Source organism: Streptomyces asoensis (genome assembly GCF_013085465.1).
GTDB classification, from domain to species: Bacteria; Actinomycetota; Actinomycetes; order Streptomycetales; family Streptomycetaceae; genus Streptomyces; species Streptomyces cacaoi_A.
Window position 1 is genome coordinate 363,369 of sequence record NZ_CP049838.1, and the last position, 13,450, is coordinate 376,818.

7 protein-coding genes are annotated in these 13,450 nt (G+C 70.5%); 1 reads left to right on the forward strand and 6 read right to left on the reverse strand.

The window, feature by feature from the left end; genetic code table 11:
- Positions 1–46 precede the first annotated feature (46 nt).
- The 4 genes from G9272_RS01715 to G9272_RS01730 all read right to left on the reverse strand — a co-directional run bounded on the left by G9272_RS01715 (position 47) and on the right by G9272_RS01730 (position 7,906).
- Entirely contained in the window at positions 47–2,623 is a 2,577-nt protein-coding gene (locus G9272_RS01715) for a glycoside hydrolase family 127 protein (protein WP_301272112.1), read from the reverse strand.
- A 399-nt stretch (positions 2,624–3,022) separates the two neighbouring features.
- Positions 3,023–3,832, reverse strand: coding sequence for a DUF4097 family beta strand repeat-containing protein (locus G9272_RS01720; RefSeq protein WP_253267664.1), 810 nt, complete (start codon positions 3,830–3,832; stop codon positions 3,023–3,025).
- A gap of 178 nt (positions 3,833–4,010) precedes the next feature.
- Entirely contained in the window at positions 4,011–6,563 is a 2,553-nt protein-coding gene (locus tag G9272_RS01725; RefSeq protein WP_171394847.1) for a discoidin domain-containing protein, read from the reverse strand.
- 479 nt (positions 6,564–7,042) lie between these two features.
- Positions 7,043–7,906, reverse strand: a complete 864-nt coding sequence (locus G9272_RS01730) for a LysR family transcriptional regulator (RefSeq protein ID WP_171394848.1) — start codon at positions 7,904–7,906, stop codon at positions 7,043–7,045.
- Positions 7,907–7,999: 93 nt separating this feature from the next.
- Here G9272_RS01730 and G9272_RS01735 point away from each other — a divergent pair, with 93 nt between their 5' ends.
- A complete protein-coding gene (locus tag G9272_RS01735) occupies positions 8,000–8,737 on the forward strand; it encodes an SDR family oxidoreductase (protein WP_171394849.1) in 738 nt (245 codons plus the stop codon).
- 702 nt (positions 8,738–9,439) lie between these two features.
- Here G9272_RS01735 and G9272_RS01740 read toward each other — a convergent pair.
- Together G9272_RS01740 and G9272_RS01745 are read right to left on the reverse strand one after the other, a co-directional pair.
- Positions 9,440–10,099, reverse strand: a complete 660-nt coding sequence (locus tag G9272_RS01740) for an MSMEG_1061 family FMN-dependent PPOX-type flavoprotein (protein WP_171394850.1) — start codon at positions 10,097–10,099, stop codon at positions 9,440–9,442.
- 228 nt (positions 10,100–10,327) lie between these two features.
- Entirely contained in the window at positions 10,328–13,297 is a 2,970-nt protein-coding gene (locus G9272_RS01745; RefSeq protein WP_171394851.1) for a glycoside hydrolase family 2 TIM barrel-domain containing protein, read from the reverse strand.
- Between the last annotated feature and the right edge of the window lie 153 nt (positions 13,298–13,450).

The window sequence follows — 13,450 nt, forward strand, 5'->3', positions numbered from 1 at the left end:
AGGGAGGTTCGCGTGAGGGTGCTGCGGGTGCGAAGGGGTGACGTGCTCAGCCGGTCGCCAGCCGCGCCACGTCGGACGCGCCGAGTGCCCGGTTGTGCACCCGTAGATCGCGTACGGCACCGTGCAGATACGGATGGGTGCTGTTCTGCGAGCGCCCGAGAAAGCTGCGGGTGGTCCTGCCGAGCAGCAGCGGGCTCGCGACCATGGCCGGGTTGCGGCCCGCCTCGGCGCCGTCCAGGTAGAGCACGCCGGTGCCGCCGCCCAGGGTGAGCGCGATGTGCACCCAACGGCCCAGGGGCAGGGGGCCGGTCGCGTCGACGAAGTCCTCCCGCTCCATGCCGGCGATCTTCAGTGCGGCACGGGCGCGTCCCGCGCCGGTGGTGGCGGCCAGGAAGAGATAGGTGTCCTTGTGGTACCCGAAGTCGAAGACGCGGGCCGAGGCGGCGAGGGTGTCGACCCGGACCCGGACGCTGATCGTCACCTCGTCCAGTCCGCTCAACAGGCCGGCGGGCAGGGCGACATGGCCTCCGCTGCCGTTGAGGGAAACGGCAGGACCGGTGCCGTCGTCCTCCCAGGTGGCGCCCTGAGACGGGGCCGCGTCGGGGAAGGTGCCGGTGCGGTCGGCGGCGGCGCCCGTCCCCTCGTCGAACGGGTAGTGGGCGACGTCCCGGGCGCGGCCTCGGCGCGGAGTCACCGCCCAGTAGACGTTGTAGCGCTGGTGGTGCACCTCGTGGAACGGCCGCAGTGCCACGGACCGGCCGTCCGCGAGTGCGGTGAACCGGGTGGAGGTGCCGGTGACGGGGCGCAGCGACTGCGGGCTGATCGTCGGGACAGTGGCGAGTTCGGTGTCGCCGTACTCGCCCGCCAGTACCAGAGGGCCGTATGACAGCGATGTCACCTGGGGGTTGTCGGGTGCCGGGGTCCACACTGCCCGGCGCGGGAGGGTCAGCTCGACCGTGTCCCCGGCGCGCCAGGAGCGTTCCACCGTGGCGTAGGCACCCGGGCGGACCCGCGTGGTGAACGGCTGTCCGTTGACCTTCAGCGCGGCGATGTGCCCCGTGTCGGCCACCCAGGCGGGGATCCGGATCCGCAGCGCGAAGCGCCCCCGCCCCGCGGTGACGGTGAGCCGTGTGTGTCCCTCCGACGGGTACCGCGTCTGCTGACGAATCGTCACTCCGCCCTGTCCCCAGTGGACTTCGGAGGGAATGAACAGGTTGACGTAGAGCGACGGCGACCTGTGGTCGCGGGAGCGGAAGTAGACCGAGTCGGCGAACTTGGTGTGGGTCTCCAAGCCGGTGCCGTGATCGCAGGAGAAGTTGTCGTAGTCGCCGCTGTAGCTGCCCGGGGCCGAACCGAGTCCGCCCTTGGGTTCACGCCGGGAAGCGGCCCACAGACCGGTGTAGTAGGTGACGAACCCGTGCGCCGATTCGGGGTCCTGCTCCGCCAGCATCTGGTTGTAGAGGGTCCACTCGTAGTGGTCCATGTACTCGGCGCGGTCGGGGCGGTGCAGGAAGAGGTGCCGCCCCAGTTTCAGCATGTTGTAGCTGTTGCAGTTCTCGCAGGTGACCTCGGAGAGCCTGCTGACGATCTCGTCGGGCGGTCCGAAGAGTTCCTGGTTGGAGTTCCCGCCGACGGCGTACGAGTGGTGGCGTACGACGGTCGTCCAGAAGGTGTCCGCGATGTCCAGGTAGCGGGACTCCCCCGTGGCCTCGTAGGACGGGACCGTTCCGACGATCTTGGCGATCTCGGTGTTGGCGTGGCGTCCGGCGAGTTCGTCGCGGCCGGCGGCGAGCGGGGCGTACAGCTCCTCGTGGTCGAAGCGGCGGGCGGTGCGCAGGTGCGCGGGATCGCCCGTCACCTGGTACAGCCGCGTCAGCACGTCGTTCATGCCGCCGAACTCGACCTTCAGCAGGTTCTGCATCCGCTCGTAGGACAGCGGCGCGGTGCGGGCCTCGGCCCACGCGGCCATCTCCCGCAGCACCTCCAGAGCTTCACGGTTGCCGCTCAGCCGGTGCTGGTCGAGCAGACCCGCCATGATCTTGTGCAGGGTGTAGTAGGGCGCCCAGGGCTTCCCTCCCGCCTCCAACTGGTCGAAGACCGACTCGGGGAACGCCGAGAGGTAGCCCGGCGTGAAGCCGGCGGCCGGGGCCGCCCGCTGGCACTCGGCGAGCGCGGTGACCAGGGCCCGGCCCTTGTCCGCGTACGCGGAGTCACCGGTGGCGGCGTGCGCCTGGGCCAGGCCGCTGAGCAGATGGCCCGTGGTGTGGCCACGGAGCTGGACGTCGGGAGCCTCCCACCCGCCACAGGGCTCGGCCGTGGTGGGCAGGCCGACGGTCCGGCGGAAGGTGTGCAGAAGCCGGTCGGCGTCCACGAAGAGCAGATAGGCGCAGGTGCGACGCATGTTGGCGAGGAAGGGGCTCTCCAGGAGCCGGACCTCGGAGAGGTCGAAGGCGGCGAGGGAGGGGCCGGCACCGGCCCCTCCTGCGGCTTCGACCGGGCGGGGGGCCGCTTCGGCGGCGCGGGCCGCCGTGGACGGGCCGACCGCCGTGACGGCCACCGCGGTCGTGGCGGTGAACAGCATCTGACGACGGGACGGGCCGGCGGTGTCGCGTGGTGCGGGCAACGTGCGGGACTCCCTTCAGCGGGACGCGGAAAGCACGAGACAGGCAACCGCCACTCCGCACCGACGGGCGAAGCGCTGCGCTGCGCTGAATTGAATCGTTCTACTGTGCAGGCGCAGACGCTAAGCTCGGCCATGACAAGCGTCAAGACTTCTCACAGGGATTGACCGAAGCCACTCAAGAGGAGGGGATGAACCCGCAGTTGGGAGGCGTACTTACGCATGCTGCGGAAAGTTTCCCGTGCACGCTGAATCACGCCTTCATCTTGAACAAGGGAATTGAAACGTTCAATTCGCTTGGATCGCGCGAGGGTTGAGGAGCGGCATGCGGGGACTCGCCCGCGTTCGGGTCAGCCGCCCTCGCGGGGCGCGACGGCATCTGCATCGGCGGAGGCCGAGGGGTCAGTCGCGGAGCACGTCGACGTCACCGTTGACCGTCGTCAGCGTCATCGCCGGGCCCTGGCGGTCGTCGCTCCTGGGCACGCCCACCGTGGCCCGGCCGTTGTCCGTACCGGCCGTGATCAGATACGCGGGGGCGTCGTGCGGAACGGTGACGCCGACCGAGCCGTTGGTGGTGGCGGCGGTGACACCCGACGGCGCGGTGGCGCACGCGAGGATCACGTCGCCGTTGGTGGTCGCCGCGTCCAGCCGACCCGCGAGGAGTGCCGTCGCGCGCACCGAGCCGTTGCGGGTGGCCAGCCGTACCGGTGCGTCGTCCTTCCCGGAACGTGTCACCGTCACATCGCCGTTGACGGTCGTGACGTCCAGCGCCGCGACGAGTCCCGCCACGTCCACGCCCGCGTTGCGGGCACTGACCGTGACACTCATGCCGCCCGGGACCTTGACATAGGGCATTCGGGGGCACGCTTGCTCGCCCCGCTCCCGCTCCCGCTCCCGGTCCGTGCAGGACAGGTCCAGGGTCCAGGTGTCGCCGTCATGCGACCAGTCGCCGTCGGCGCGATCGTCCACGGTGACACGACGGCCGTCGGTGGGGCGCAGCAGCAGCCCGTTGTCGGTGGTGATGACGAGGTGGGTCCCGGATCGGGCGAGGGCGGGCGGTCCCGCCGCGGCCGATCCACCAGCTCCCTCGTGTTCCTGGTCACCGCATGACACGGCGAAGGGGAGGACCGTCAGCGCAACGGTCGCAAGCAGCACGCGCCTTGCCGGCTTCGCCTTCATGCCCGTCCGGGTGCCCCGAGTCGGCACCGTCATGACCGCGACACACCTCATGCCCCGCGCCCGGTCGCCGAGGCCGTGCCCGTCGGCCACGGCACGTCGGTGGCCGCCCCCTGAGAGACGGCCACCGAGTGGGGCTCGGATGGAGCCTGGTCAGCCGGTGATCACCTCGTCCTTCGCGAGACTCCGCGTCCGGGACGTGACCGTGCGTGGATCACGGGAACGAGGTCACCTTCGACGGCACGGTGTCCGTCCCCGAGGTCGGGGCGCCGGTGTCGTTGATGACATGGGCGTACTGGCCCTTGCCTCCCAGGGAGATCACCTGGAGGTTGTGCATCCTGACGCCCGCCTTGACCGGGACCTGGAAGCCGTGGCGCTGCACGATCGAGGGATCGGAGGTGTAGTTGCAGTAGCTGCCCAGACCCCACGCCTCGTGCTCGGCCACCGTGTCGGCGACCTTGTAGGACGCCCATCCGACGATGCCGTCGTGCGTGATGGCGGCGGCGTTCGGGGCGTCGTACGCCTTCTCGTTCTGGAAGAAGATCGTGCGCCCCCTCTCACCGCTCCATACGACGTCGTACTTGTTGAAGTGCTCCACGAACAGGCCGGTGGCCAGGACGTCGTCGCCGTTGACCCGCAGTCCGTAGTCGGCCCGGTTGGTCTCCCAGCCGACGCCTTCGCCGTGGTCGGCACGCCAGATCCAGGTGTGATCGATGACGACGTCGTCGCTGTTGACCACGACGGAGTCCGTCGCCAGGCCAGGGCCTGCGCCGCCGATACGGATGAACACGTCCTGCATGGTGGTCGGGTTGGCGGAGTGGTCCGCGGCCGCTCCGGCGGGACCGATCTGGAGCAGGGTGTCGGACCGGGTGGCGCCGGCGTCGATGAGGAATCCGGCCAGCCGGACGCCGTCGACGTCCGCGACGTGCAGAGCGTCGATGCCCCCGTCGGGCACGATGGTCGCCAGGCCCAGCCCGAGCACCACGGTGTCGGCACGGGTGACGTTGATCGTCCGGTCGAGGTGGTAGACGCCGGGCGTGAACAGCAGGTTCAGGCCCTGGGCCAGTGCGGTGTTGATGGTGGCGGCCGTCGCGCCGGGTTTGACGACGTAGAACTGGCTGAGCGGGAGCGAGGTCCCGGCGTTGGCTGGCCAGGACACGCCACGCGCGTTGGTGCGCTTGGCGGGGACGAAGACCTTGTAGTCGTCGCCGTCGAGGTAGAGGAACGGCTTCTCGCGGGAGATCGGGGTGGTGTCCAGCGTGGTGTAGGGGCCGGTGTCGAAGTTGGTCGCCGGGGCGCCCTGGACGCCGGTGAACGTCATGTTCCACACGCCGTTGGTCCAGCCGCCCACGGAGCTGTCACGCGTGTACCACTGCTGCTGGGAGTAGGGGCCGACCGTGCCGTCGATCTTGGAGTCGGCGATGTAGCCGCCGGAGGCCCATCCGTAGCCGTTGGGGGCGAGGTTGAGGCCGCCCTTGACGTGAATGCGGCGGAACGGAGCGGCCTGGGCGACGGCCCAGCGGTCGGTGCCGTTGGACGGTGTGATCGCCAGGTTCTCCGCCGAACGCCAGAAGTTCTGCGTGGCGTTGCCGTTGAACCAGCCCGCGTCCACGGTGATGTCGCCGTTGATCTGGGTGTCGTCGGGGTTCAATCCGAGGCCGGAGATGGAGGTGTAGAAGCCGAGTTGGGCGTTGATGCCGTTGTAGGTTCCCGGCTTGAGCAGGAACTGGTAGCGCCCGGAGCCGAACTGCGCGGACTCCTGCTGGGCGAAGACCTGGTCGAACTTCTGCTGGAGGTCGGGCGTGGAGGGGTCGACGACGATCACGTTCGGGCCGAGGTCTCCGCCGCCCTGGACCGGGCCTCCGGTGCCGCCGGCCGTGGTGTGGACGGCGACCTCCCAGAGCGAGTAGCCGTAACCCGTCCCGCGAGCCGTCCCGAGGACGCGGACATAGCGGCCCGTGCCGCTGACGTCGTAGGAGGCGCGGCCGCCGGTCGCGCCGGTGACGGTCTTGAGGGTGTTCCAGTTCTGGCCGTCGGCGGAGGCCTGGATCTGGAAGTCCTTGCCGTACGCGGCTTCCCAGTTCAGGTCGATCTGGCAGATGTCCTGGGACGAGCCCAGGTCGACGCGCAGCCACTGCGGGTCCGCGGCCCGGCTGGACCAGCGGGTGGAGTCGTTGCCGTCGAACGCGGCGGACGCGGGGGTGCCGGCGTTCTCCGTCGAGGACGCCGAAGCGGTCTTGCCCCGCGCCGAGTCGGCGGTAGAGCAGCTACCGGGCTGAGACGTTCCGCCGGTGGTGCCGAACACCTGGAACTCCCAGACGGAGTAGCCCCATTGCGTCGCACGGTGGACGCCCTGGAGACGTACGTAGCGGCCTCGACCGGAGATGGCGAGCGTGTCGGTGCCGCCGTCTCCGCCGGTGACCGTGCGCAGGTCGGTCCAGGTGCTGCCGTCGGACGAGGACTGGATCTTGTAGTCCTTGCCGTAGGCCGCCTCCCAGTTGACGACGACCTGGCTGATCGTGGCGCCGGTTCCCAGGTCGACTTGGAGCCACTGGTCGTCGGTGGCGGCCGAGGACCACCGGGTGCCGGTGTCGCCGTCGACCGCGTAGGCCGCGGGCGTGCCCGCGTTCTCGTTCGAGGATGCCGTTGCCGTTCTGCCCTGGGACAGGTTGGCGTCGGCGGCCGCAGCAGCCGGTGGCCGGATGGTGGGCAGGGTGATCAGCGCTGCCGTGGCGGCGAGCGCGACACCCAGGGATCTGAGTCTCATGAAGGTCCCTGCGGGTGCGTCGGGAAAGGACACGAGGGCGCCGGCAGCAGACGCGGCGGTACGCCAAGGTCACTGCTGCGACGCTTAGTTCACGTCTTGATTTAACTGATGAGTTCCAAGTCTCGGCAAGCCTTCGAAAGTTGAAATCTTTCCGGACTTACTTTCGCCGCATCCCTTGACACGTTGACGACACGCCCTCGACACTCCTCGGCGAAAGCGCCCTTCCCTCCCCGCCGGGCGCCCCATGACGCTCTCTCCGTTCAAGTGTCGACATCGCCCACCGGCATGCCCGCGACGCGAGCGCGCTCTCACGTCAGCCGCCGCTGTGCCCCCACGCGCGCCGAACCGGGTTCAGGAGACCCCGCATGCGGAGTTCCGCCGCCGCACCCACCCGCGGGCCATCGTCCGCAGCCGTACGCTCCCGTGCGGCAGTCTGCCGCCACGAAGCCGCGCGTTCCAGCATGGAAGGCAAGACAGCGTCACAGCTGTGCGGCCGTGCGGATCAGCCCGGCGAGGGCGAGGGAGCGGCTGTGCGCGGGCCAGGCGATGTGGGTGACGACGGGGGGTGCATCGGTCAGGGGGACGGCGGTGTGCTCGGCCCATAGCCAGGCGCGAGCGGAGTCGGGGAAGACGGCCACGGTGCGTCCGAGGGCGATCAGCTGGGCCAGCTGCGTCTGGTTGTGGATCTCGGGGCCCGGGCCGGGAGGGTACGTGCCGTGGCGGGGCCAGCGGGCGAGCGGAAGATCGGGGACGTCGCTGACGTCGGCCAGGGACAGAGTCCTGCGCGCGGCGAGGGGGTGCCCGGCGGGCAGGATGGCGATCTGCCCCTCGGTCATCAGTTCCTCGCTGTCGAACCCGGCGAGGGAGTTGAACGGCGCGTGCATGAGCGCCACATCGGCGCGGCCATCGCGCAGCATTCCTTCCTGCTCGCACATGCCGCACGGCAGCACCTCGATCTCGGCGGCATCGGGCTCGGCGGCGTAGGCGTCGAGAAGCTTCTGTAGCAGCTCGTGAGACGCGGCGGCCTTCACCGCCAGCACCAGGCGATTGCGGGAGCCGCCCGCACGGTCGGCGCCACCGGCGCGACGGGCGCGGCGAGCGGCGGCGGTGGTCACATCGAGGGCTGCGCGCCCCTCGTGCAGCAGCACCTCTCCGGCGCCGGTCAGGGAGACGCCGCGGCGATTACGTTCCAGCAGGGAGACGCCGAGGCGCCGCTCGAGCTGCTGGATCGCCCGGGACAGCGGCGGTTGGGCCATGCCGAGGCGCTCGGCGGCGCGGCCGAAGTGCAGTTCCTCGGCGACGGCTACGAAGTACCTCAACTCGCGGGTCTCCAAGGTGTCCACGGCCACAACGTACCCCAGTGATACCTACCGGGTATGACAGGACACCGTATCGGTGTTGGATGCACCGCTCGTCCGCGAGCGAACATCAACGGCATGAGCGAAACGAAGATCGCGCTGGTGACCGGCGCGAACAAGGGAATCGGGTACGAAATCGCGACGGGGCTGGGCGCCCTCGGCCACCGAGTGGGGGTGGGAGCCCGCGACGAGGCCCGACGCGAGACCGCCGTCGAGAAGCTGCGTGCCGCCGGGGTGGACGCGTTCGCGGTGCCGCTGGACGTGACCGGCGACCAGAGCGTCACCGATGCCGCGAAACTGATCGAACGGCAGGCCGGGCGCCTGGACGTCCTGGTGAACAACGCCGGTATCTCGGGAGGGACGGGACCGGGGTGGGCGCAGGACCCGACCACGCTCGACCTCGACGTGGTCCGTACGGTCGTGGAGACCAACGTCATCGGTGTCATCCGGGTGACCAACGCGATGCTGCCGCTGCTGCGACGCTCGGCGTCGCCACGCATCGTCAACGTCTCCAGTGCCGTCGCCTCCCTGACCCGGCAGGCGGACCCGGACATCGAGATCGGCCCCGTCATGGCGGCCTACTCGCCGTCGAAGTCGTTCCTCAACGCCGTCACCGTGCAGTACGCCCGGCAGTTCGCCGGTACGAACATCCTGATCAACGCCGCCTGCCCGGGCCTGGTCGCGACCGACTTCACCGGCTTCCACGGACCCCGCACTCCTGAGCAGGGCGCGGCCACGGCGATCCGGCTCGCCACGCTGCCCGACGGCGGCCCGACCGGTTCGTTCTTCGAGGACGACGGCGTCATCCCCTGGTGACCCCGAACCTGTCGTGATCACGCTGTAAGCCCTACGCCCAGGGCCTGTTGTGCTGGTTGCCGGTACCCGTCGATGACTGCGACCAGCACAGCCGCGGCACCAGAACGACCCCGGGACAGGGTCCGGCATGCGAACTCGATATGGCAGGGACCCCGGTCGAAGCGCCGGACCCGGGCGCCCTGGCCGCCTCTCCGCGGATGGTTGTACGCAAATACGCAAGGACTGGCGCGAGGCCGTCGTCGAGGACAAGGACAAGGGCAAGGGAGCCACTGGCCGAATCCAGAGGTCTCCGCCCGCGCCGCAGGCCGCCCGGTGCGCTTCCACGCCCAACCGATCGAACAGTTCCGCGCCCGCAGCGAGGAGATGGCCGCCATGGACGACTGGTTCAACACCGTGGGCTTCCGCGCCGATGTAGCAACCCTGCGCGAACATCACCCCGAGCTGACCACCCTGGCCACGTGGGTGCGTAGCCACTGGTCGGCACCGGCGGAACCGAAGGGCGGGTCCTGGTCTGCCTTTTCACCGGGGGCTCGCGGATCGACACGATGCACAGCCCGGGCCCCGAGCAGGCCCAGCCCCAGCCCTGGGCGCCGTGCACGCCCGGCGCGCCAGAGGCCCCGGGCCGGGCCCGTCGGCTCCACCCTCCAGGGCGTGCCGGCCTGGGGGTTCGGCCCGCTGGTGTTCACTCCGCGGATCGGCCCGTTACTCGTACCGGTACTTCAGCGAGTCCGCCTCCGCCTGCTCGACGTCGGCGATCGTCAGCTCCGGTATCCGCAGTTGGGCCAGTGTCACCTCGGCCGAGGTCGGCTGGGCGTCCGCCGGCAGCCACTGCTCCGGCTTCCAGGCCCCGCTGCGCAGCAGCGACTTGGGGCAGTGCGGGTAGACCTCCTCGATCCCCAGCACCAGCGCACTGGCCGGCGGCTTTCCCACGGCGGTCAGCTGCGACAGCAGCTCCGGGCGGGTGGAGACGACAGCCCGGCCGTTCACCCGCAGGGTGGTGGTCCGCCCGGGGATGACGAACAGTAGCCCGGCCCGTCCGGTGGCGATGACGTTCTGAAGGGTGTCCAGCCGCTTGTTGCCGGTCGCGTCCGGAATCGCCACCGTCCATGCGTCCAGGACGGCGACGAACCCGGCGGGACCGCCGCGCGGCGAGACGTCGCAGTTGCCCTCGGCGTCCGCGCTGGCGACCAGGACCAGCGATGAGCAGCCGATCAACCGCCGGGTGTGTTCGGTGAGTTCGGTCATCTGCTTGCGCACGGCCGCGTCACCGGGGAGTTCGTACGCCCGGCGCAACGCCTCCTGGTCGGGCACGGCGTCGAGGCGGAGCGAGTCGAAGGCACTGCCGGCAAGGGGTGTCGTCATGCCTCCGACCCTAACGAGCCGACCTGCGATTGGTGTGGGCGCAGATCACCCCCGTGATCTTCGGCCCTGGCTCCCCATGACGGCCGGGCCATCCGGCTTCCAGTCGACGGGCGGGCGCAGGCTCTGGCCCGCCGCGGCGACCGACAGGGCGCGGAGCGGGCGGCAGAAAGGGCGCCGTGCCCGGTTGCGCCGCACGGAGGTCTTCGTGCGGCACAACCCTTGGGCGGATCAGGTGATGCGCAGCCTGATCGTGCGGGATTCCGGGCGGAGGGCGAACTCGGGCCACACGTCCGGGCCGCACGCGCGCGAACCGAGCCCGTGTTGGGCGGCGTCGACGATCAGGTGGCTTGTCGTCGAATTCGGCAGTTCGAAGGGATGTTCCGCTCGGGCGATCTCCTGGGGCGTGTGCCGGCTGAGGGTGAAGCCGGGGCGGCGACCGCGTGTGTCGGGGAGCGCCTCGACGCGCAGCACTTCGGTGTCGGCGCACGTCAGCGTCAACCGGCGCAGTGCGGAGCGGTGTCCGGTCTCCTGGGGACGCGCGTAGTCGACCGCCAGGTCGCGGACCGTGGCGGAGAAGCGCCCCGTACGTGCCGCACGCAGGCTGTCGGGGTAGGACTCGAGCGGGCCGAGGCCGAACCACTCGGCGCCGTCGACGGGAGCGTCACCGTCGGGCAGGTCGAAACAGATCCCGATCCTCGGCCACACCGTGTGCCACCCGCGTGACGGTTCGATCTCCACCCGCAGTTCCACCTCGTCGCCCTCCAGCGACCAGATGGACTCGACCATCACCCACGACCCGGAGTTCGCCGCGGAGACCTTGTCGACCGTGCGGAGGGCCCCGGCGGTGCGCTCCACGGAGACGCGGCGCGTGGTCAGCCGGTCGAGGCCGTCGCGCCGCCAGAGTTCGGCGTTGGAGACTCCGGCGATGCCGGCGTCGCTCTCCCCCACCTCACCCCACGCGCCTTCGTCGTTGTCGGTCGGTGCACGGAACAGTTCCAGCCGCGGGCCCGTCACGGCGCGGCCGCCGAGGCGTACGAGGGTCCCGTCGACGAACTCGGCGGTGCCCAGGGTCAGGGTGCCGTCGGCGGGTCGCCAACCGGTGCGGGCCCGTACGCGGGGCACGGGGCGGTGGAGTGAGCGGTCCAGCTGGGCGGTCGCGATCACATGCCCTTCCTCCGCCCAGGCGGTTCCGGCCGCCAGCACCGCCTCGACGGTCAGCCAGGTCTCGGCGTCCTGCGCCACCGGGATCCTCGGCAGCGAAACCCGGGCCGAGTCGCCCGCCACGACGGCCGGAACGTCCAGGTACCCGGAGGCGACGGGCGCGCCGTCGTGCTCGACGCGCCAGCGGAAGCGCAGGTCGGACGTGTCGGCGGTGTGCCGCAGGTTGCCGATCGCCACCTTGTCACCGTGGAAGGTGAAGCGGAGCGGCTGGACGACGGCCTTGAACTCGTGAAGGCTCGGCGTCGGGACGTCGTCGCTCAACAGCATGCCGTCCATGACGAAGTTGCCGTCGTGCACGACCTCCCCGAAGTCGCCGCCGTACGCGTAGAACGGCGTCCCGTCCGCGGTGGTGGTCAGGATGCCGTGGTCGCGCCACTCCCAGACGAAGCCGCCGTGCAGCCGCGGGTACTGATGGACCAGCGCCTCGTACTGGTCGAACGCCCCCGGCCCGTTGCCCATCGCGTGGGCGTACTCGCACAGCAGGAAGGGCTTGGTGCGCTGCCGGGCGCCCTGGGCGGGAGTGCAGTGGAGCAGCGGGGAGCGGGATCCGTCGGTGCCGATCTGCTCGGTCTCCGGCACCGAGGCGTACATGCGCGAGTAGACGTCGGTGTACTCGCCGGTGTAGTCGCCCTCGTAGTGCACGGGGCGTTCGGCGTCGCGGGCGTGGACCCACGCCGACATGGCGGCGAGGTTGCTGCCGGTGCCCGCCTCGTTGCCGAGCGACCAGATCACGATGCTGGGGTGGTTCTTGTCGCGTTCGACGGTGCGCTCGATGCGGTCGAGGTACGCCTCGCGCCAGGTCGGGTCGTCGCTGGGGTTGCCGACCCAGTCCACTTCTCCGAAACCGTGCGTCTCGAGGTCGCATTCGAGGACGACCCAGAATCCGAGTTCGTCGGCGAGGTCGAGCAGGCGCGGGTGCGGCGGGTAGTGGCTGGTGCGGATCGCGTTCACGTTGAACCGCTTCATGCGGGCCAGGTCCTCGCGGGCGTGCGCCTCGTCGAAGACACGGCCGCGCAGCGGATGGGTCTCGTGGCGGTTCACGCCGTGGAACACGACGCGGCGGCCGTTGACGAGGAACTGGTCGCCGCGGATCTCGACCGTGCGGAAGCCCGCCCGCAGGGTGACGGTCTCCGCGGCCGTCGACACGGTGACGTCGTAGAGGCGGGGCCGCTCGGCCGACCAGGGGTCCACGTCGGCGATGTCGAAGGGGGTCACCTCGGCCGGGGCCGACCAGGTGCGCTCGATGCCGAGTTCGGGAATGCGCAGGGTGACCGGGTAGGCCGTCGGCTCGGCGGTGATCTCCGCGTCGACCCGGCCGTGTCCGTCGGTGAACCCGGTCCGCAGCCAGACGTCCTCCAGGCCGCCGGCCGGCCGGGCGGTCAGGGTGACGTCGCGGAAGATTCCCGGCAGCCACCACTGGTCCTGGTCCTCGACGTAGCTGGCAGCCGACCACTGGTGCACCCGTACGGCGACGACGTTGTCGCCCGGGCGTACCGCGGACGTCACGTCGAATTCGTGGGCGAGCCGGCTGCCGCCGGCGCTGCCCATCTCCACCCCGTTCACCCACACCCGGAAGAGCGACTCGACACCGTCGAACCGCAGGACGACACGCTCGGCGTCCGACCAGTCCGCGGGCATGTCGAAGTGGCGGCGGTGATCGCCGGTGGGGTTCTCGTCCGGGACGTGCGGCGGGTCGATGGGGAACGGGAACTGGATGTTCGTGTAGATCGGGCGGCCGTGGGCCCCGTCGCCTTCGAGTACCCAGTGGGAGGGCACGGGCAGGTCGTCCCAGTCCTGATCGTCGAAGTCCTCGGCCGCGAAGTCCTCTGCCACGGACGCCGTGGGCGACAGCCGGAATCGCCAGGACCCGTTCAGCGAGCGGGAGGGCGCGTCGGAGTGCAGCCACGAGCGCGCCGGGCGGAGCGCGCCACGCCCCGGTGCGGTGTCGGAAACATGGGGGGAGAACCGGGAGAGCAACAGGTCACGACTCTTTCTTGGTGACGAACGGGAACCGGAGGCCGACGGCGGTCGCCGGCCCGGGTGCGGGCGGTGCGGGGTGGGCCTGACCCTCTCCCGTGAGCGTCCCGTGAGCGCTCCCGTGAACGTTCACGGGAGCGCTCACGGGACCGC